Source organism: Colwellia sp. BRX9-1, from assembly GCF_014077195.1.
In the GTDB taxonomy this organism is placed as follows: domain Bacteria; phylum Pseudomonadota; class Gammaproteobacteria; order Enterobacterales; family Alteromonadaceae; genus Colwellia_A.
In genome coordinates, this window is sequence record NZ_JACGVM010000015.1 from 14,279 (window position 1) to 35,559 (window position 21,281).

Annotated in this window: 15 protein-coding genes; 9 read left to right on the forward strand and 6 right to left on the reverse strand. The window is 37.4% G+C overall.

Annotation, left to right across the window (positions count from 1 at the left end; all coding sequences use genetic code 11):
* Positions 1–10 precede the first annotated feature (10 nt).
* From H4J76_RS13755 to H4J76_RS13790, 8 genes are all read left to right on the forward strand, one after another.
* On the forward strand, positions 11–3,022 hold the full coding sequence (locus H4J76_RS13755; protein WP_182222337.1) for a TonB-dependent receptor: 3,012 nt from the start codon (positions 11–13) through the stop codon (positions 3,020–3,022).
* Positions 3,023–3,104: 82 nt separating this feature from the next.
* Positions 3,105–4,682, forward strand: a complete 1,578-nt coding sequence (locus H4J76_RS13760) for a tryptophan halogenase family protein (RefSeq protein WP_259377148.1) — start codon at positions 3,105–3,107, stop codon at positions 4,680–4,682.
* A 20-nt stretch (positions 4,683–4,702) separates the two neighbouring features.
* The gene (locus tag H4J76_RS13765) at positions 4,703–6,427 is read left to right on the forward strand and encodes a CRTAC1 family protein (RefSeq protein ID WP_182230807.1); all 1,725 of its coding nucleotides are present in this window, start codon (positions 4,703–4,705) and stop codon (positions 6,425–6,427) included.
* A 96-nt stretch (positions 6,428–6,523) separates the two neighbouring features.
* Positions 6,524–8,503: a vanadium-dependent haloperoxidase gene (locus tag H4J76_RS13770; protein WP_182222335.1), complete on the forward strand. Its 1,980-nt coding sequence runs from the start codon at positions 6,524–6,526 to the stop codon at positions 8,501–8,503.
* 41 nt (positions 8,504–8,544) lie between these two features.
* On the forward strand, positions 8,545–9,957 hold the full coding sequence (locus H4J76_RS13775) for an MFS transporter (RefSeq protein WP_182230808.1): 1,413 nt from the start codon (positions 8,545–8,547) through the stop codon (positions 9,955–9,957).
* 168 nt (positions 9,958–10,125) lie between these two features.
* Positions 10,126–11,661 carry an amidase gene (locus H4J76_RS13780; protein WP_220465310.1) on the forward strand — a complete coding sequence of 512 codons (1,536 nt, stop codon included), beginning with the start codon at positions 10,126–10,128 and terminating at the stop codon, positions 11,659–11,661.
* Between the two features lie 104 nt (positions 11,662–11,765).
* Positions 11,766–12,344 (forward strand): peroxiredoxin family protein, encoded by a 579-nt coding sequence (locus H4J76_RS13785; RefSeq protein ID WP_259366421.1) that lies wholly within the window; start codon positions 11,766–11,768, stop codon positions 12,342–12,344.
* An 882-nt stretch (positions 12,345–13,226) separates the two neighbouring features.
* Complete coding sequence (locus H4J76_RS13790; RefSeq protein WP_182214104.1) at positions 13,227–13,838, forward strand: fumarylacetoacetate hydrolase family protein; 612 nt, start codon at positions 13,227–13,229, stop codon at positions 13,836–13,838.
* A 397-nt stretch (positions 13,839–14,235) separates the two neighbouring features.
* Here H4J76_RS13790 and H4J76_RS13795 read toward each other — a convergent pair whose 3' ends face one another.
* Complete coding sequence (locus H4J76_RS13795; RefSeq protein WP_182230809.1) at positions 14,236–16,287, reverse strand: EAL domain-containing protein; 2,052 nt, start codon at positions 16,285–16,287, stop codon at positions 14,236–14,238.
* A gap of 410 nt (positions 16,288–16,697) precedes the next feature.
* Here H4J76_RS13795 and H4J76_RS13800 point away from each other — a divergent pair, with 410 nt between their 5' ends.
* Positions 16,698–18,491 (forward strand): lysophospholipid acyltransferase family protein, encoded by a 1,794-nt coding sequence (locus H4J76_RS13800; protein WP_182230810.1) that lies wholly within the window; start codon positions 16,698–16,700, stop codon positions 18,489–18,491.
* A gap of 12 nt (positions 18,492–18,503) precedes the next feature.
* Here the strand turns inward: H4J76_RS13800 and H4J76_RS13805 are convergent, their stop codons facing one another.
* From H4J76_RS13805 to H4J76_RS13825, 5 genes are read right to left on the reverse strand one after another with little or no spacing between them, the layout of a single operon-like run.
* Positions 18,504–19,250 carry an NRDE family protein gene (locus H4J76_RS13805; protein ID WP_182230811.1) on the reverse strand — a complete coding sequence of 249 codons (747 nt, stop codon included), beginning with the start codon at positions 19,248–19,250 and terminating at the stop codon, positions 18,504–18,506.
* Positions 19,251–19,820, reverse strand: a complete 570-nt coding sequence (locus H4J76_RS13810) for a hypothetical protein (protein WP_182230812.1) — start codon at positions 19,818–19,820, stop codon at positions 19,251–19,253.
* 39 nt (positions 19,821–19,859) lie between these two features.
* Complete coding sequence (locus H4J76_RS13815) at positions 19,860–20,141, reverse strand: anti-sigma factor (protein ID WP_070374390.1); 282 nt, start codon at positions 20,139–20,141, stop codon at positions 19,860–19,862.
* A gap of 1 nt (position 20,142) precedes the next feature.
* Entirely contained in the window at positions 20,143–20,808 is a 666-nt protein-coding gene (locus tag H4J76_RS13820; protein ID WP_182230813.1) for a sigma-70 family RNA polymerase sigma factor, read from the reverse strand.
* Positions 20,809–20,851: 43 nt separating this feature from the next.
* Positions 20,852–20,998: a hypothetical protein gene (locus tag H4J76_RS13825; protein ID WP_157470823.1), complete on the reverse strand. Its 147-nt coding sequence runs from the start codon at positions 20,996–20,998 to the stop codon at positions 20,852–20,854.
* Between the last annotated feature and the right edge of the window lie 283 nt (positions 20,999–21,281).

Here is a 21,281-nt window from a genome sequence, read left to right on the forward strand (position 1 = left end):
ATATGAAACAATGAACAAATTCAAGCCAAATATATTAACACTCAGCTTAATAGCTGCGGGTTTATCATTTGCTAGTGTTCCCAGTTTTGCTCAAGATGCTCAAGAAGAAGTAAAAGCGCAAACTGTTAACGTTAACAAACCAAAAACATTAGAAGAAAAAGAAAATGCAGTAGAAGTTATTGAAGTTAGAGGTTTTAGAGGCAGTATTATTAAGTCTTTAAACACTAAACGTTTTTCAGACACTGTCGTTGATGCGATATCAGCTGACGACATTGGTGGTTTACCCGATGTATCTATAGCCGATTCTTTAACACGCTTGCCAGGTGTTACCTCTGTACGAATCGATGGCCAATCAAGCGAGCTGAATATCCGTGGTTTATCAGGTGGCTTTGTATTTTCAACATTAAATGGTCGTGAACAAGTTTCAACAGCAGGTGGACGCTCAGTTCAGTTTGATCAATTTCCTTCAGAATTAATTAAGCAAGCGCAAGTGTATAAATCACAAAAAGCGTCGCTTATAGAAGGCGGTATTGCCGGTACTATTGAACTAGAAACCGCTAATGCGCTAGATAATGAAAAAGAAACTAGTTTTCGTTTTTCAGCTCACGGAAATTGGAATGATGCCGCTGCTGGCAATGAAGATTCTGCTGACTTTGGTCGCCGCTTAACCGCTTCTTATCAAGCCAAATTCTTAGATGACACGCTTGGTCTTTCATTGGGATACGCCGGTATGTTTCAGCCTACTGTGTCGAGCCGTTTCGTAAACTATCAATTTGACGACCGAGATTTATCAGAAACATATGATGGCGGTCCAGAAAGTCTATTAGTTTCATCTGGCTTTGAAGTTAATGAACGTGGTGGTGAAGATAGTCGTGATGCTTTTGTTTTGGCGTTAAATTGGGAACCTCGTGATGATTTACGTTTCCAATTTGATGGTTTTCATTCAAAGTTTGACTCAGAAAAATGGGATCGTGGTTTACGTATATCAGGCATAAACAACATTGCCAGTCCAGGACAGTCTTTACTCTTAACCGATCCGCTTATTGCTAACGGCGCACTTATCGGTGGTACCATCTCTCGTAATCCTAATGGTGATGCCATTGCGCCACCTTATAAAGGGTCTGATCGTAGCTTAAATATTCAAACACAAGCCGATGATAATACGACGAACAGTGAATTAAGCTCATTTGGTTTAAAGGGTGAATGGGAAATTAATGATGATTTATTAATGACCGTTGATTTTGCCCATTCTCAAGGTAAAGAGACCAGCAAAGATCAAGTTATGCGTATGGCTTATTTTAAAGACTCTAGCGCAGCAACTCCTATTATTGATAACGACATCATCTTTAGCTATAAACTTAATGGCTTAGAAAACCCTGATTTAGCCTTTAACCAAGACTTTACCGATACCGACCACATGATGGTTACCAGTGCAGAGTCATATCCAAGTATCGAGTCAAATGAATCAAATGCTGTACGTGTTGATTTCGCTTACCAACTTGAAAGTGACATCTTTAGTTCAGTTGAATTTGGTGCCCGTTTATCGGAACGTGAATACGAACTAGGCCGTGGACGTTTCTTATATGGTACTACCGACGCAAATATGCGTAATGGTCAATACATCACTTATGCAGGTACCGATGAAGAAGGTAACCCGATAGAAACAGAACGTTTTGCTCCATTTCCATTATCCAATGATAACTCGACAGTAACGAGTATTAACGGTGACTTACCGGGTATGCCGAGTTTCTTAGCGGTTAACAACAACGATATTTTGAATGCTTGGATCCCAAATGTTGATCGTACGCCAGTACGTGACTGGAATCATAGCTGGACAATGACTCAAAATAATATTGTCGAAGAAGAAGTTACCGCAGCTTACGTGCAATTAAACCTAAACGCTGAACTGTTTGGTTTACCGTTAAGCGGCAATGTAGGTCTTCGCTATGTTGGCTCTAAACAAAGCAGCACAGGTTTAGTCAATGTGGGAGCGGGTAATGGTGATGTAATTTATGATGATGTTGGCGGTACAAGCGACGAATTCCGCCGTGAAACAGTCAGCGAAAGTTATAATGATTTATTACCATCTTTAAATTTGAATATTCAATTATCAGAAGACGACCAATTACGTTTTGCTTACTCAAAAGTTATGTCACGTCCAGATATGCCATCAATGGCTAACAGCGGTAACTTTAGGTTTAATTCAGCGGATGACGGTCGAAACTATATTGATTTAGACAGTTCAACTAGCCCGTCAATACGTCCGTTTTATGCAGATCAAATCGATATTTCTTATGAGCATTATTTCTCTGAAACCGATGGCGCGTTTGTTTTTGCTATTTGGAACAAAGACATTGAAAACATGCCAGGTACAACCACAGATAAGAATTTTGATTATCAGGCTAATGGTATTGCTGTACCAGCAATCCCTGATGACAAGACGCATGCTGAGTACGATAGCGAAACTGGGGAGCCCATTGGCGAACCACTCGTTTGGGAAAATGGCACTTATTCACACGCCGCTAATAACGCAGAGGCAGGTTATATTCGTGGTATTGAAATTGGATATACGCAAACTTTTACCTTTTTACCTGATATGTGGAAAGGCTTAGGCGCTAACATCAATTTTTCTTACACAGAAAGTGAAATCGAACGTCCGTCAAATGTACCGGGTGAAGATGGTCAGCCAGGTCCAATCGAAGGTTTATCACCACGCGTATTTAGTGCAACACTTTTTTATGATTACGAAGATTTGTTCACCGCGCGTGTTAGTGCTCGTCATCGCGCAGAATACTTGAGTCGTCAAATTGCGATTGGTGATTCACAATCAGCGTACTTCCAAGAAGAAACGATTATTTCTGCACAAATGTCGTATAACTTTACTGAGAATCTACAAGGAGTCGTTTCTGTTGATAACTTAACAGACGAACCGAATATTTCTTACTTTGGTGATACTTCACGTACCGGAACAATTCAGTACTTTGGTCGCACGGTTTACTTTGGTATTAATTATTCAATGTAAATGAAAACTTAAAAAGGTGTGGATGAAACCACACCTTTTTTATTTGTCGATAGTCATGGTAATTTTTTAAGCAGTAAAATTAATGATAAATTCAGCCCACCCAGATAAAACAGCACAAAGCACTTCCCCAAAAAAACTTAACATGGTGATTTTAGGTGGTGGTACTGCAGGTTGGATGACCGCTAATTTAATGGCTAAAAAGTGGCAAAACCACCCTGTTTCAATAACGTTAATTGAATCTCCTTCGCTCGGTGTTATTGGTGTTGGTGAAGGTTCTACACCACAATTAAAAAGCTTCTTTGACAAAATAGGTGTCACCGAACAAGAATGGATGCCGCAATGCAATGCGACCTATAAAAATGGCATATTATTCAATGGCTGGTCAACACGAGTAGGTTTTGAAAGTTATTTTCATCCTTTTACTTCGCTTATCGATGCCCATACTGCTCCTGCCTTTGTCTATAACACTCAGTATCGTCGTAAAGGCTTTAACGTCGATTGTCATCCTGATCGTTTCTTTTTGTCTGCACAATTAGCTAAACAAAAAAAATCTGCGGTTGGCGAATATAATTTTCCTTTCGATATTGGCTATGGCTATCACTTTGATGCCATTTTATTGGGGAAGTTTTTAGGCAAAGTTGCGCAGAAAAAAGGTGTTAAGCATATTTTGGCGCAAGTTGATGAGGTAAACGTAAATGATGCTGGCGACATTCAATCGTTAACACTTGATAACGGCGAGGTCATTGCCGGTGATTTTTTTGTTGATTGCTCAGGCTTTAACAGCCTACTTTTACAAAAAACATTAAAAGTACCTTTTATCAGTTTTAAAGATAACTTATTTAATGACAGTGCTGTGACCATCTCTGTAGCAAGAGATAAAAACGCTCAGCAAGGTCTTAACTCACAAACTATTGCTACTGCGATGAAATGTGGTTGGGCGTGGGATATTCCGCTAACTAACCGCACTGGAAACGGCTATGTTTATAGTTCAGAGCACTGTACTGGCGAACAAGCAGAGCTTGAGTTACGAGAAAAACTTTCATTGGTCGATGAAGCCGTTGACGTTCGTCACTTAAAAATGAAAGTAGGGCGAGTCAAACAACATTGGCACAAAAACTGTGTCGCTATTGGCTTGTCGCAAGGCTTTATTGAGCCCCTTGAAGCGACCGCTTTACATTTTGTCCAAGAGAGTATTGAAGGTTTTATTGATGATTTCTCTCTCGGTCAGTACAGCAATATTTATCAAGATAGATTTAATGAAAAAATGAATCATCGTTTTGATGGCATTCGTGATTATATTGTCGCTCATTATCGCTTGAGTTCGCGTGACGACACCGAGTACTGGCGAAAAAATAGCATAAATCCCAATATATCTAACAATTTAAAGAAAATAGTACAGTGCTGGGTCGCGGGTGATGATTTAAACAAAGCCCTAATTCAACCAGGTATGGTGAGTTTTTACCCACCAGTTTCTTGGCATGCTATGCTTGCCGGTTACGGTATTTTTCCTGAGTTATCACAAGACAAACAACTTGCCGAGCAGGCTCTTGATGCAGCACATAAATATGACTTAGCGCATATAGACCAGTTTATTCAACGCTGTTCAGTAAATTTTGCTGATCATCAACAGTTTATTAATGACAAGCTCATTAATAAATAAAGTTATTGATAGGTATTCACATGAAAAACACGCGATCATCACTTTACGTTTACCCCTTTCTTTTCTTATTAAGCTTCGCACTTACTGCGCTATCAGGTTGTGGTGGCGGAAGCGCGAGTAACGATAAGCCTGTCGAGAAAACAGGTGTTGAAACACCTGTTTTAATTGGGCCACAAGTTGTTGGTATTGCTGCAAAGGTTACTGAGCGGGCTGCCATTGGCAGCGCTAGTCATCAGTGTCATGCCGTTGAGAATAGTGCGCAATCATTACAGTTTTCGGAAATCTCTCAGCAAGCGGGTATTACCTTTAGCCATTCAATGCCCGATGGTGATGGCGTATTAGGTATGTCTGGTGGTGTGGCGGCAGGTGATTTTGACAATGATGGTTGGGTAGATTTATACGCGATAGGTGGTGAAGGGCAAGCCAATGTTTTATTAAAAAATCAAGGTAATGGTACCTTTACCGACCGAGCTAGCTTTTCAGGTGTTGCTCAAAAAAATAAAGGCAGTGGTCCTGCTTTTGGTGATTTTAATGGTGACGGCTTATTAGATTTATTTGTTGGTGGTGTCGGTGGCGATGCGGCAAAGCTTTATGTTAATCAAGGAAATGAACAATACCTAGACATTACTGCGAGTTCAGGTCTGGTACTGCCGGGTAATAATTTTTCAGGCACTTGGGCTGACTACGATAAAGATGGTGACCTTGATTTGTTTGTTACTCATTGGACCGAAGAACGTAGCGGTTACTTTGCCTATTTTTGGCAGAATAATGGCGATTCAACCTTTTCAGATGTCACCTTTGAAGCCGGTATAAAAAATACCAGTAATGCCGATAAAACCTTAACCGCAACATTCTCTGATATTAATAACGATGGTTGGGTCGACCTACTCTTAGTAACAGATTATGCGCAAACCCGTCTTTACAAAAACAATAAAGATGGCACGTTTACCGATATCACTGACCATGAAGTGATAACAGATAATACTGGCATGGGCTCAGCAGTGGCTGACTACGACAATGATGGCGACTTAGACTGGTTTGTTAGCGCAATATCTTATCGAGACGAACCGGCAAAGTTAGGTTGGCTGTCTCCAGGCAATCGCTTTTATCAGAATCAGGGCGATGGCACTTTTCTTGATAAAACAGACGAGCTTGGTGTTCGTCATAGCTCTTGGGCATGGGCGACTTGTTTTAGTGATTTCAATAACGACGGCTTACAAGATTTATTTGTTGTTAATGGTATGTATGGCGAAAATATTGAAAAAATGTTTTTAGACGATCCTTCTCGACTCTTTCTTGCTAATGGCGATGGTACTTTTAAAGAGTCATCCATCGATGTCGGTATTGATGACAAGTCGATGGGGCGAGGCTTAGTATGTTTTGATTATGACAAAGACGGTGATCAAGATATTTATATTGCTAACCATGATGAGCCACCTAAGTTGTTTTGTAATAATGGAGGCAGTAAGACGGGTCAGAATAACTTTATCAATATCAAATTGATTGATGCAACCAGTAACTCTCAGGCCCTAGGGGCAAGGATATATGTCAGTAGTGGTGATATTCGTCAAATGCGGGAATTAAAATCAGGGACAAATTATGTCTCACAAAACCCGGTTGAAGCACACTTTGGTTTAGGTAAGTCGTCAATAATAACCCGTATACGTGTGGTGTGGCCTGATGGCGAAGAGTCAGTGATCACTCAAGTAGCGGTCAATAAATTTGTGACTATCGAGCGTATTTAGCCGCTATTGACTAATTATTTAGTTGCTAGCCAATAATTGTTAGAATCAAAATAAGTATAAAAATAATAAGTAGACCTTATGATTAAGCCGAGCAAAATGAAAATAGTAAAAAACATTATCCTGCCACTCATGTTAAGCCCATTATTATTAACGGCTTGCGGTGGTTCAAGTTCAAGCAGTAAAAATGAAGTGATTGTTGCTGCGCCAATAACAATAACACCCGAGCGAAGTGGACAGTCAGTTGCAAGACAGTGGAATGAAGTTTTACTGCATGCGATACGAAATGACTATGCGCGCCCTACGGTACATGCTCGAAATTTATTCCATATTTCATCAGCAATGTTTGACGCTTGGTCTGTTTATCGCCCGCAAGTGAAACCTTTTTTATGGGGCAATAATGTTGCTGGGTTTAATTGTCTTGCACAAGCCGTTGATTTGCCTATCGATATTATCCCTTTTCAAGAGCAAGCGATAAGTTTTGCCAGTTATAAAATGATCAAACATCGTTTTCGCTTATCACCTGGAGCCAATAATATTATTGCCACAGCGGATGCTTTAATGACGCGCTTAGGCTTTGATGTTGATGATACTTCTGTCGACTATGCTAATGGTTCAGCTGCAGCTCTTGGTAATGCTATCGCCCAATGCTATATCAATTTTGGCTTACAAGATGGCGCTAACGAACAACAGTTTTACAGTAATCGCCATTACCAATCGGTTAACCCTGCGTTAGCTTTGGGAACTGGGCAGTCGGGTAACCCGACTATTGTTGACTTAAATCGCTGGCAACCCCTTTCTATTCAGGGATATATTGATCAAGCAGGAAACCCTGTTGACGATATGCCTGAATTTTTAAGCCCAGAATGGGGACAAGTTGTTCCATTTTCCTTATCTGCAAATGACAAAACTGTTTTTACCCGTGATGGATTTGACTATCAGGTTTACCATGATCCAGGGATGCCGCCGTTGATAGGTTCAGATACAGCGGATTTATATAAGTGGGGCTTTTCGTTAGTCGCGATATGGTCAGCTCATTTAGATGAGAATGACGGTGTCGAATGGGATATATCGCCAAAAAGTATCGGTAACATTAATAGCTTTCCAACAACCTTTTCTCAATATAATGAGTTTTACAATCAACTTGACGGCGGAGATACCAGTGCCGGTTATATCCTTAACCCAGTAACTAACCAACCTTACCAAGAGCAGATTGTGCCTCGTGGTGACTATGGCCGAGTACTCGCCGAGTTCTGGGCAGACGGTCCTGAGTCTGAAACACCGCCGGGTCACTGGTTTGTCATCCTAAATACCGTTAGCGACCATAATTTACTTGAAAAACGTTGGGCGGGTACTGGCGAAATATTAGGTAATTTAGAATGGGATATAAAAAGCTATTTTGCCATGGGGGGCACTATGCATGACGCGGCAATCGCAGCTTGGGGGATCAAGGGGCGCTACGATTATATTCGACCTGTTTCAGCCATTCGTGCAATGGCCGACCTAGGACAAAGTAGCGATGAGCAATTACCTTCTTATCACCTTAACGGAATTCTTCTTGTCGATGGTTACATCGAACTTGTTGGAGCGAACGATGCATTAGCAGGGGACAATAAACAAAATGTCGGAAAAATTAAAATTTATGGCTGGAAAGGCCCAGATTACATTAACAACCCCGCTACTGATAAAGCCGGTGTTGATTGGATTTTAGCTGAGAATTGGTGGCCTTATCAGCGTCCTTCTTTTGTAACCCCACCTTTTGCCGGTTATGTATCTGGGCATTCTACTTATTCTAGAGCCGCTGCCGAATTAATGACCGCAATGACAGGTTCACGATACTTCCCTGGCGGAATGAGCGAATTTGACGTGGTTGCCAATGAGTTTTTAGTTTTTGAACAAGGGCCAAGTGTCAATATGACCCTGCAATGGGCGACTTATCAAGATGCTTCTGATCAATGTAGTCTGTCACGTATTTGGGGAGGTATTCATCCACCTGCCGATGATATTACCGGTCGCTTAATTGGTGAGAAAATAGGTAAAAATAGTTTTGAGTTTGTACAAGACTATTTTAGTCAATAACCTTTAATGCGACTGCAAATAATAAAAAGAGAATAATAAAAATGTTGGCCATTCAAAAAAACCTTAGTAAATCTTTCTATATGCTATTGAGCCTACCCGCAACAGCGATGGGGTTTGCTTTATCAGTACAGATATCAGCGCTTAGTTGGATATTAACTACTCAATACGGTCTTGATATTCATCAGGTTGGCTTAGTGTGGGCCGCAGGACCGATTGCGGGGATTTTAGGACAAGTTATTGTTGGTATTATTAGCGATAATGTTTGGTTTTGGAATGGCCGTCGCCGTCCGTTTATCCTCATCGGTGGTGTGTTAGCCGCTATGATGTTATTGGCTTTACCCAATATTGATATTGTTTCTTCATCACTTGGCATCTCAGGATTGCTCGGCGTAGCGATTGCTGTTGCGTTAACCTTAGATTTATCGATAAATATTAGTTTTAATCCAACACGTGCCATTATCGCGGATGTAACTCCTGAAGGTGATGCTCGCACTAAAGGTTATACCTGGATGCAAACGGTATCAGGCTCCTTTGGTGTATTGGCTTATGCGGTTGGTGCTACGTGGGGGAACTTTATACTTATTTATTTAGGCGCAGGATTAGTGTTTTTTCTATCAATATTAGCTCCTTTTTTTATTAGCGAACCCAAAGAATTATTAGTAAGTCAACGCGATGTTATTCAAGATAAAGTCTCGTTTAAAATGGTGCTGATGAACATAAAACCCTTGTGGGGTTTCATTATTTACGATATTTATGCGATGGCTTTACAAATATCAGGTATAAAAACCGATCATTACTGGGCTGAAGTTATTGCGGCAATCATTACCTTGTATTTTGTTGTTATTACTTTATTTGCTAAAGAGAGTCGCAGTGATAATAGCATTGGTTTTAGAAAAGTATTAGCCGCTCATTCCTTCAGTTGGGTTGGCGTACAAACGATGTTTGTTTTTATTATTGCTTTTCTTCAAGACAAAATGCCAAGTTTGTCAGACGATGATTTAGGCAAAGTTATAGCGATGAGTTTTCTCATTTTAAGTGCAGTGTCTGCTTTATTACCGGCATTTGTGCTTGAACCGGTAGCTAAAAAAATAGGACGAGTAAAAACCCATACCTATTGCATCGCCAGTATGGCCGTTGGCTATGGATTAGTCGTCATGTTTGGAGATGTAAAAGAAGTGCTTTACTTACTTATGGCGCTATTAGGAATTGGTTGGTCTGCTATTATTAGTTTACCGTTTGCCATTATGTCTGAAAAGGTTGAACAGTCTCGTATGGGCCTATATATGGGCCTATTCAACTTGTCTGTTGTATTACCGCAGTTGTTAGTTAGCTTAGCGATTGGTTTATTCATCAGTAAAGTTGCCGATAAAAGTGTAGTGTTTCAAATTAGTGCTATTGCACTCGCAATTTCAGCGTTGGCTTGGACGAAAGTACAGGAACATTCAAAAGCTTAATTCAGACAAAATAACCTTATAAAACGATAAGTATTAAACAACTTATCGTTTTTGTATCGATTTAATAACAGCAATTAAAGATTCTTTTCGTTTAATTATTAGCCATCTATAGACAAGTACCCCCAATTTAAATTATAAAATGCGCAACGTTATATTTTAGGAATTAAGATGAAAATTTTTCAACCGTTAGCTTTATTATTTTTTTGCTCGGTAATGGCTTTTAATGTTCGTGCCGATATTAATGAAAATACCACCATTAACGACATTCATCAGCAAATGCAAAGTAAACAATTAACCAGCGAGCAATTGGTGCAATTCTATTTAAAACGCATTGCGACATATGATGACAAAGGAATGACGCTAAATTCAGTGGTGCAATTAAATAAAAATGCCCTCAAGCAAGCTAAAGCACTTGACCTTTATTTCCTTAAAAATGGCTTTAAAGGCAGCTTGCATGGTATTCCTATTCTACTTAAAGACAATATAGATACTACTGATGGTATGGCAAACACAGCAGGCTCAACTGCTTTAGCCAATAATTTTCCAGATGATGATGCTTTTTTGGTTAAACAACTCAAAGAAGCTGGCGCGATTATCTTAGGAAAAACCAATCTAAGTGAATGGGCAAACTTTCGCTCAACCGCTTCATCAAGTGGTTGGAGCGGTTTATATGGACAAAGTAAAAACCCTTACGATATAACAACTAGTCCTTGTGGCTCTAGTTCAGGTTCTGGTATTGCTGCTGCGGCTCACTTCGCTACGGTAACAATAGGTACTGAAACTGATGGTTCAGTGACTTGTCCTGCGGCAATTAATGGGGTTGTTGGAATAAAACCAACCTTAGGCACCGTTAGTCGCGACGGTATTATCCCCATTGCGCATAGTCAAGATACAGCGGGCCCTATGGCGAGAAATGTAACCGATGCGGTTATTTTGTTAGCGGCAATGGTAAAAGCAGACCCAAGTGATCAAGATGGAATGTCTTCAACGATAGATTACCTCTCACATTTAAAGCTTGATGGTCTTAAAGGTAAGCGTATCGGTATTGCTCGAAATCTAATGGGTTATCATCAAGGGCTAGACAATGTTTTTAGTCAGGCAGTACAAGATCTTAAAAGCCAAGGTGCAGTGATCGTAGACGACGTTAATTTTGAAAAAAAAGATCAGTGGGGCGATGCTGAATTTGAAGTGCTGCTTTATGAATTTAAAGACGAGCTCAATAAGTATCTTTCAAAAACAGCACCAGGCATGCCAAAATCACTCAGTGAAATGATTGAATTCAATAAAATAAATGCTGATATTGAAATGAAATATTTTGGACAAGAAATATTTTTGATGGCACAAGCTAAAGGGGACATTACTGATAAAGTTTATCTTGATGCACTCGCCAAAGCGAAACGTTTAACACAACAAGCAGGCATCGATGCGTTACTTGAAAAGCACAATCTTGATATGATTATTGCCCCAACCACAGGGCCCGCGTGGAAAATTGATTGGGTTAATGGCGACCATTATTTAGGTGCTGCATCTTCTGCTGCGGCAATATCAGGTTACCCTCATATTACGCTACCCATGGGCTATGTACATGGCTTACCTGTTGGCTTATCAATGTTTTCCGGCAAGTTACAAGAAGGTATCTTGATTGAAGCTGCTTTTGGTTATGAACAAGCGACTCAACATCGCGTTGCGCCAAAACTACAGTAATTATCTCTGGTAAATTAATAACAACTAGATGAAGTAAATAATGCAGATGCACGGTCTATAGTTTTAGTACAAACATTTACTTCATATAAGAGTTTATAAAAATTATGGTTAATAACAAAAAATATATACCGGTCATTGTCACTTTGCTTTTCTCTATGCTTTTTATTAACAGCGCTTTTGCCAAGCAGACTTCAATAAACGTTGGGCCTAAAGTGGGTGACAAAGCACCGGCTTTAACGGTAATAGATGCAACAAAATCAGTGGTTAACATTGAGGACTTAACCGCTGAAAAAGGATTAATCATCTTATTTTTTCGTTCAGCTGACTGGTGTCCCTTTTGTAAACGCCACTTAATTGAATTCAATGAATATGCTGATAAATTTAAAGCGTTAGGTTACGGTGTTGCGGCTATTTCTTATGACAGTACTGACATCTTAAACGATTTCTCTAAGGCGCATCAATTAACCTATCCTTTGTTGTCAGATCAAGCGGCGGCGACGGTAAAAGCCTATGGTATTCTTAATAAAGATTACCAAATGGGCGATGATAATTATGGCATTCCTTATCCTGGTGTTGTGATTATTGACCCTGCAGGGACTATCTTTCATAAATACTTTTTTGAAGGTTATCGCAAACGTGTAAAGTTTATCGATTTATACCAGCAGTTAAGTACCATCAAATAAGCGATAGATTTTAGTCGTATAACAGCCTCTACTTTTTAAAATAGTAAGGAATAGAGGCTAAACAATAATAAATAGATAATAATTTAAAAAAATGTTTACTTTCACGTTTAAGCTGTTTATAGTTGTTTTGTTAATTATCCCCCTCTCGTTTATTTAACCTATTATCACTTGTGATTAGTACTTGTGATAATCAATGTTATGTCTTTCCCTTTCACAGTCAGTCATCACTCAAATTACTAAGCCTAAATTGTTGTCTGAGGTTATCAAGATCCATTATTTCTTGATCAGATATTTATAAATATCTAAACGTTTTCACACAGTAATATGGCTTTTATTATTAATGCGCAGCAGCGCAAATTAAAGAGTTTTATTATGTCTTATACATATAAAGGAACGATTTATTCAATTAAATCACCTATTAATTTCATTTCAGTTAACAAACACAATGTTGTTGTTAACGATCAAAATGGTACTAAGTTAATCAAGTTTGGCAATAACACCGATTCTAAATGTTTTTTAGAATGGATATACCAAGCTTAATAACAAGATAAACCCTCAATTCAACACCATGAGTTGAGGCAATGATTTAAGTCGAATCTTAGCGATATAACCACTAAGCTTCGACTAAATCGCTACTTTTACTTCATTTCAATCAATCCCCCTGATTTATCAGATTTGGCTAATCTAGCTACAATATTCTTTGCTAATTTCTCTAAATATTTATTAAATTATATTTATCTACGATATCGATAAATGATTAAGTTATCCTATGTTACGATTTTGATGCTAGGGTGTTTTACTTAGCTATTCATTAGCCGATGGCCCCGCTAACTGATATTAATAAAAATTAAGTTAACCTATTAAGACAAAGGAACAACATAAATGAACAGTGTTAAGCATGATGGTCTCGACTTTATCCCTTCAAAGGTTGTCTGCATTGGCCGAAATTATGTCGAGCATATTGAAGAGCTAAACAATGAAATTCCAGCAGAGCCGGTAGTTTTTATTAAGCCTAACTCCGCCATTTCTAATGAGATAGAAAGCCATCAATCTGATGAAATACACTATGAAGGTGAGATCAGTTTTATTATTAAGAACAATAAAATTTCTGGTATAGGCTTTGGCTTAGATCTGACAAAAAGAAAGCTTCAAAATGTGCTTAAATCAAAAGGTCTACCTTGGGAGCGAGCTAAAGCTTTTGATAAATCGGCCGTATTTAGCAACTTTGCCAACTGTGATGGCGATTATAAAAGTTATAAAATGGAGTTATTTATAGATAACCTTCTTATACAATTCGCTAATTACCCACTGATGATCAACAAACCTGAAATGTTAATCACAGATATACAAAGTTTCTTAACCCTTGAAGATGGAGATATTATTATGACTGGCACGCCTAAAGGTGTGGGCATTATAAATTCGGGTCAGTTATTTACCGCTAAAATATATAAAAATGAAGAAATTATTATTGAACAATCTTGGCTTGTTCAATAACTTTATAGGCGCTAGATAAAAAGGGCCATTAAATATAGCGCGACTAAAATAAGATGAACGCTTTAATTAGTCGCCCTCCAACGCTGCCTCATCGTTAAGGAAGGTTCATTAATAAAGTTGTTTTATGGCGAAAGGGACGTCATATCGACCTTGTTTAGCGTATATCACTTTATAAAACTTCCTTCATCTATCGATAGTGCATAAGACTTATACTCCATGTCAGATTTTAAAATATGTTTAGCTAGCCAGCTATAAAGAAATATCGCTATTTTATGATGTATATCGATATTATAATGTGTGAGTTTTTCTTCTAGTAAATGAAATTTATTTCTTAGCTCAGCGTGCTTTCTTATATGATCTTCAGTGTCAGGATGATTCGGTAAGTTAAATGATTTCATTAGCCATTTTCTTTGTGTTGAGCGTTATGTTGATTTTTTTGTTTGAATGCTAACAACCACTTTTCAAAATCACTCGCACTTAGAGGTTTACTATAAAGAAAACCCTGATGGTTGCTACAGCCTAACTCACACAGCTTATCTGCTTGTTCTTGCGTTTCTATACCTTCAGCAATGAGGCTAACGTTGAAGGTTTTCGATAGCAAAATTAATGCCATTACTATTGCTCTGTCTTCTGGACAATTTACAATATTATCAACAAAGCATTTATCAATTTTTACATTATCAATAGGTAAACTTTTTAAGCGTTGTAACGAAGAATAGCCAGTACCAAAATCATCAATTGCGATTTTGACTCCTAATTCTCTCAAAGCCACCAAAATAGCAGTGTGATGATTATTATCTTCAGAAAAAAGAGATTCAGTGACCTCAAGTTCAATAGCATTACCAGGGATCATCTCCTCTGTTAATACTTTTTGTACCTGAGCAAAAAGATCATTGCGATCAAACTGTCGCAATGAGATATTAATCGCCATAACCCCAGTAAACAAATTATTAATTCTCCACACTCGTAATTGCCGGCATGCGCTTTTTAAGACAAAGTGGCCTAGCTCTTTAATAGCTCCGTTTGCTTCTGCTATTGGAATAAAAAGGGCGGGTGATATAATCCCCTGCTCAGGGTGAATCCATCTAAGTAAGCATTCGATGCCATAAACTTCACCATTATCAGCATTTATTTGTGGTTGATACCAGACTTCAAACTGTTTATTTTCAATTGCTTGATAAATTTCTCTATCAAGTTCCATCCTACGTTTAATTAACTCTTTTTCTTTAGTATCAAATAATGAATAATAATTTCCTCCTGACTTTTTTACTTTCATCATAGCAACATCAGCAAATGAAATAAGCTCTTTAACATCAAGTGAATCTAAAGGAAATGTACTTACACCAATACTTATCGTTGTTTTAAACTCACCGAATTTGGTCTTAAAAGGTTTTTCAAAAAGGGATAATATTTGTTCACAAATTTTATCTAAATTTCTTAGTGACTTTTCTCCCTCAACAACAACTATAAATTCATCACCACCACTTCTTGCTATAATGTCATTGTCACGTAATTTAGCATTAAGCCTATTTGCGACACTCTTTAATAACTCATCTCCTACTTCGTGTCCTAGAGAATCATTAATAGATTTAAACCTGTCTAGATCACAAAAAAGCACAGCAAAGTAAGTGGGGGTTTCACGATGAAGTTCAGATAAATGTTCAAGTTTTTCAAATAATAGATGTCGATTAGGTAAGCTAGTTAATGTGTCGTGATAGGCATGAAAGTGAACTTCTTCTTCAGATTTTTTTCGACTGGTAATATCGGTAAACTGACAAATATAATTAGAAATGTGACCGTTACTGTCTTTGATACTGCTTATATTTAACCACTCAGGGTAAATTTCACCATTTTTTCTTTTATTCCAAATTTCGCCTTGCCAACCCCCTTCATTAATAAGCTTTTGCCAAAATTGTTTATAAAAATATTTATCTTGTTTTCCAGAGCTTAGGATAGCTGGGGTTTTCCCCCAAACTTCTTCTTGCGTATAACCGGTTATATGAGAAAAACCTTTATTGACTATTTGTATATAACCTTGATTATCAGTCACTACAATCGCTTCATTGGAGTGGTTAAAAATTTGTTCAATAATAGAAATATTAGATTTAGTAATATCGTTATAATTAGTTGCTTTAAAAAAGAGTAATGTTTGTTCTTCGTTATTTCTTGTTAAAGAAAAAAAACAAACGTCTACAGGAAGCTGTCTGTTATCTTTTTGCTGTAAAGTTGAGCTGAAGTGACCAAAGTCAGGGTTACTGTTATTTTGCTGAACTTTATCTGCAGAAAACTTGTGTATTTTATCAATTGAATAACCGAGTAAGTCGGTCTTATCAAGCCCTGTCATCAGTAAGTATTCAGTGTTTACTGCTACTAATATGTAGTTAGCATTTAATGTTAGAATACCCGCAGTTATTTCGTCTTTCATTAACGCTTTGTCCAAATAGCCCATATTTCATATTCCCTCATTAACAACATAGCGTGTCAGCATTATTAGTTGTTTTATAATCTTAGTTAAAATTAAGTAAAAAGCTCGTTTTTATGAAATTTATTTAACAACAATATGCGAGATAATGACTATAGTTAACTAAACCTTATCAGATGCTTAAGTTATAAATACCAATAATACACCTAAAGACTATATTCCTTTGTCGAGGGGGCGGGATCATAGGCTAATCCAAGTGTGTTATAGCTCTTATTGATAAATTCAGCCTTTGTGTGATAAAACATTATAAGTACTTTAATTTTTTAGTGAAATTTGTAACCTTTATCTTGCGTGTAACATCTAAAATAGTATCAAAAGTTAACGGGGAAGCCCTTCGATCGCGTTAATATAATCATTTCCTTATAACTGAAGACTTTATGAACAATGAACCACTAGAAAAACCTTATTCAGATTTACGTCTTGCGGCTATGGCGCCTAATACATTGCTGGGCACAATGCTTAAAATTACCGGGCCTTTTTGGGATAAGTTATTAGGGATAAGTAAACTGCGCAGGGTTTATGAGTCTTGTGAATTATCTGGATTAAACAAACAAGAATTTTCACAAAAATTACTCAATGGTTTAGGTGTTCAGGTTTCTGGTATTAATGGTGTTTTGGCAAAAATACCGCAACGTGGCCGTTGTATTATTGTCTGTAACCATCCTTATGGCATGATTGAAGGGGTTATTATTGCGTATTTATTAACCGAGGTTCGTGCTGATACTAAGGTCATGGCAAACGTCGGTTTAACAATATTTAAAGAAATTAAAGATTACTTTATCTTTGCTAATCCATTAAAGCCTAAAGCTTTGATCAATGGCTTGGCAATAAAACAATGTTTTCGACATCTCGAAAAAGATGGCTTGTTGGTCATATTTCCTGCAGGGCGTGTTTCTTTTTTTCAAGCGGATAAACAACGAATTGCCGATGCTGATTGGAATCGACTCGCAATTAAGCTTGCCACAAAAACCGACTCGCCTATCTTACCTGTTTTTATATCAGGTGCTAATAGCAAACTTTTTCATAATATGGGGAGAGTTTATTATCGTTTTCGACTACTAATGTTAGCGCATGAAATGTTTAAATTACAAGCACATAACATCGCTTTAAAAACCAATAATCTGCTCACCATAAAGCAACTTAATGAATTTAATGGTACTAAAAGAATGAATGATTTTGTCCGCTTACAATGCTATTTAAACGATGATAACTATTTTAGCCCTTGGCTTGAGCATGAGCAAAGAACATCATTTGAAGCGGTTATTCCTATGGTGGATAAAAAAGTAATGAAAAAAGAGCTTGCTCAACTGCCTGAAATACAACACTTATTAGATTTTAAATCATTCTCTGTCTATTATGGTTATCAACAACAAATTCCACATTGTGTAGAAGAAATTACTCGATTACGGGAAATAACGTTTAGAACTTTAGATGAAGGGAGTGGTGAAGCGTGCGATACCGATAAATTTGATGCAGCGTACATGCATTTATTTATTTTTGATCATAAAAATGAAGAGATTATTGGTGCCTATCGAATAGGACAGACCGACCTTTTACAAAAAAATGGCGATGTATCAAAACTTTATCTTGCGCAAATGTTTGATTTTGCGCCTGAGTTTATTAATCAACAACAACCTTGTTTAGAAATGGGCCGCTCATTTATCATTGCTGCGCACCAAAACAGTTTTCATGGCTTACTGTTATTATGGAAAGGCATTGGCGCTTTTGTCTGTCAAAACCCACATTACCGAACATTGTATGGCACGGTATCATTAAGCAAACTATATGATCCTCGCTCAGTTGCCTTAATTGATGAAATTATGGTGACAGATAAAGAGGGCGTTAGCGCTAAAAAATCCTTTGCCGGGCAACTTCATCCAGAAGTAAAAGATTTTATTAGCGCAGCACCTGTCTCTTTAAATCAGTTGTCGGCATTAGTGATGGGCATCGAAGAAGACGGTAAAGATGTTCCGGTATTATTGAAACAATATTATAAGTTAGGGGCTAAATTTCATTGCACGGGCATAGATGTTAATTTCAATGACACGCCAGGCTTGTTGCTCAGTGTTAATTTACCAGCAGCACCTGACAAGCTATTAAAACTTTATTTAGGTTCATCTAAAACCGCGTATATAAATTATGATAAAAGTGATGAGTTAAGTGCCATTTGAGAATAATAAATATTAAGCGAATTCAATGCTCTCTTCTTTTGGAGACAAAACTGTGTGAGATTTTTGTAAAACATTATCAAAGTACTCAAAACAAATTTCACTTTCTTTAGCGAGACAAGTTTTTATTGATAAGTGAGAGATACTGACTGTTCTCGCATCTTCTCTTTGCATATTAACCGCATATTTACCGTCTTTTTCTGTCGAAAAATGAAAGTCTTTGTGTTGCTTTGATAATAATTCTTTACCATTAACAGACTGTTCAAAGCGATATTTTCTCTTTTGGCGCACGTCAATAAAATCAAGACTTGATGATGTTATCGGTAAGTCAGCCTTACCATCAACGCTTACCTCAATCAGTTGCTTACCATTCCACTTTACGCAGTGAATTTTTGGTTTTTTAATCGATAAATCTTCAGGGAAAATGCACAGTTGAAAAGGTTGGAAAACCTTTAGGTCCATAGTTTCTAATTGCTCAATAACACTCGTTTGGTTTTGCAGTAAAGAAAGAATAAGTTGTCCACGACTGATCACGTTATTGTGATTATTAGCCGGTGCTTGATAATTATTTAATAAAGCGAGCGATAAGCCTTTTTTGCTGACAGCTATCCATGTACCCGCACCAACAGGGTCTACGGGATAAATGGCGCCACTTATTGGATAATATTTAGGGGGAATAGCTAATAAGCGAGAACGTTGTTCATCACGATTGAAAAATAACTCATAACCATTATCATTGAGTAAATACGTTAACGTGCACATTTAATTAATCACAGATAAAAGTTTATTTTTACTTTTAGCATCAGTAGATTGTTCATTACACTGTCTTAAAAAAGTTGCTGTAGCAGGCGCCAAGCCAAAATCTTGGGGTAATTCGGTTGCTTGTAGCGCATTTTTTTGAGCAAAAGTTATCTGAGCAATCATCGCATAGTGATGAGTAGCATGGCTACCGACAAAAACTAATTCTCTAGCAACAGAGGTTTGTAGTTTTTGTATATTTTTATTGGTTACCGATACTTCTGTCGCTAATGTTATCACTTGATTGAGCTTGTCTTCGGACATGCCTTGAATCCAATTAGCTATTTCATTTAATTTAGCGATAGCAAGTTCAGGAGATAACTCTATTTGGCCACCACGCATCCTAAGATCATAGTTAATCAACTTATTTTCAATACCTGACATTATCGCTAAATAATGATCAATAATATGCCGCATATGGGTGCCTGCAGAACTGATAAAGTTAGGTTGAACTATTTGTGTATAATTTTTTTTAGAGACAGTATTAAGATACAACTGACCTTGTTCAATAATTTCCAATTGACTGATGATCATTCTTTTTTAAATTTCCAATAGTAGAATTAATAAAATGAACTATTTAGACGTTCGACTCTTTAAGATAGCTTGTATAAGATCTTCTGGGACCTCTGGGCTCTGCTCTGCTTTAATAAACCCTGTTTGAGAAAGACGAATGGCATTTTTATAGCCCTCTAAGTAATCTCTGCATTCTGGGCACATACTTAAGTGTAGTTTAAATTTAAAGCTTTCAATGTAAGATAAATTACCGCCATGAAAATCATATAGAAAATTGTCAACCTCTTCGCAGGTCAACATACCTGGCATGTGCTGGGCTATTAATCGCTTAATCATTAACATATCAGTTTACCTTCCAATTTTTTTCTGCGTTCTTTATGTCTTCCTGTTCTAAAATAGTTTTTAAAAGTAACCTAGCTCGGTGTAATTGAGTTTTCACTGAAGCTTCAGATATTGCTAAAATTTCAGCCGTTTCTTTGGTACTTAGTTCTTGGATGTCTCTAAGCAGTAAAACGTTACAATATTTCTCAGGAAGTTGGTAAATAATATTATTAAGCGATAATTTTGCTTCACCTTTTTCAAATAGCATTTCAATATTATTATTTAGGTTATCGTTTAAGCTATGGCCTAAATTATCGGCAAATTGCGTACGCTCTCCATAGTCATTGTATTGCTGATAAAATGTTTCTATTGAGGTAGTGTTTTGCCTTTTTCTTTGTCGAAGCATCATTAGCGCTTCATTTACCGTAATACGGTGCAGCCAAGTCGACAGGTTTGAATTTTTTTTAAAAGAGGTGATATTGTTAAAAACTTGAATGAAGGCTTTTTGTAAACACTCTTGTGCATCGTCATCGGTGGAAAAAAAGCGCCATGCAAGGGTATACATTTTTGCGCTGTATTGACGTACTAATGCCTCGTAAGCGAAAGCATTATTATTGATCAGCCCCTCAACTAGTTCATCTTCTTTATCGATATCTTGGCTTAAAGTAGCGGAAGATTGTTTTTTCAAAAAAGTTGTAACCTTTTTAATTTTAGCGCATCAACTAACTAAGTTAACGAATAATTAATTGAAAATCACTATTTAATTTTAAGGCTGTTTTTTTAGTGTCATTAATGTTCACGATAATAGTAGCAGCCGTTACGGTACCTTGGGATGATGGCTGGTAAGCGATAACAGACCCAAGTGCACCTTTACCCATGAAAGAGTTATTGACCTCTAATAAATTAGTTATCGTAAAAGAAGTACTACAAAGCACGCTCATTATGATTATATAACGCTAAGCGGCAGTGTGGTGATGTTAAATAACGGTATTGCGTTTTCTGTAACCTGTTACTATCCGTCTTATTTATTATGGGTGGACTTTAACTGATAATAGGTAATAGATAAAAAGTGTTAACAGGCTTAAAGCAAAATTGCTTACGGGCACTTGATTACAGCAATTGAGTTGAAATATAAGATACTCTACCTTGTCTCTATTGCGT

Coding starts and splice junctions, on each gene's coding strand:
- H4J76_RS13755 (WP_182222337.1), top strand. CDS start 11: ATGAACAAATTCAAGCCAAATATATTAACACTCAGCTTAATAGCTGCG.
- H4J76_RS13760 (WP_259377148.1), top strand. CDS start 3,105: ATGATAAATTCAGCCCACCCAGATAAAACAGCACAAAGCACTTCCCCA.
- H4J76_RS13765 (WP_182230807.1), top strand. CDS start 4,703: ATGAAAAACACGCGATCATCACTTTACGTTTACCCCTTTCTTTTCTTA.
- H4J76_RS13770 (WP_182222335.1), top strand. CDS start 6,524: ATGAAAATAGTAAAAAACATTATCCTGCCACTCATGTTAAGCCCATTA.
- H4J76_RS13775 (WP_182230808.1), top strand. CDS start 8,545: ATGTTGGCCATTCAAAAAAACCTTAGTAAATCTTTCTATATGCTATTG.
- H4J76_RS13780 (WP_220465310.1), top strand. CDS start 10,126: ATGAAAATTTTTCAACCGTTAGCTTTATTATTTTTTTGCTCGGTAATG.
- H4J76_RS13785 (WP_259366421.1), top strand. CDS start 11,766: ATGGTTAATAACAAAAAATATATACCGGTCATTGTCACTTTGCTTTTC.
- H4J76_RS13790 (WP_182214104.1), top strand. CDS start 13,227: ATGAACAGTGTTAAGCATGATGGTCTCGACTTTATCCCTTCAAAGGTT.
- H4J76_RS13795 (WP_182230809.1), bottom strand. CDS start 16,287: ATGGGCTATTTGGACAAAGCGTTAATGAAAGACGAAATAACTGCGGGT.
- H4J76_RS13800 (WP_182230810.1), top strand. CDS start 16,698: ATGAACAATGAACCACTAGAAAAACCTTATTCAGATTTACGTCTTGCG.
- H4J76_RS13805 (WP_182230811.1), bottom strand. CDS start 19,250: ATGTGCACGTTAACGTATTTACTCAATGATAATGGTTATGAGTTATTT.
- H4J76_RS13810 (WP_182230812.1), bottom strand. CDS start 19,820: ATGATCATCAGTCAATTGGAAATTATTGAACAAGGTCAGTTGTATCTT.
- H4J76_RS13815 (WP_070374390.1), bottom strand. CDS start 20,141: ATGTTAATGATTAAGCGATTAATAGCCCAGCACATGCCAGGTATGTTG.
- H4J76_RS13825 (WP_157470823.1), bottom strand. CDS start 20,998: ATGGGTAAAGGTGCACTTGGGTCTGTTATCGCTTACCAGCCATCATCC.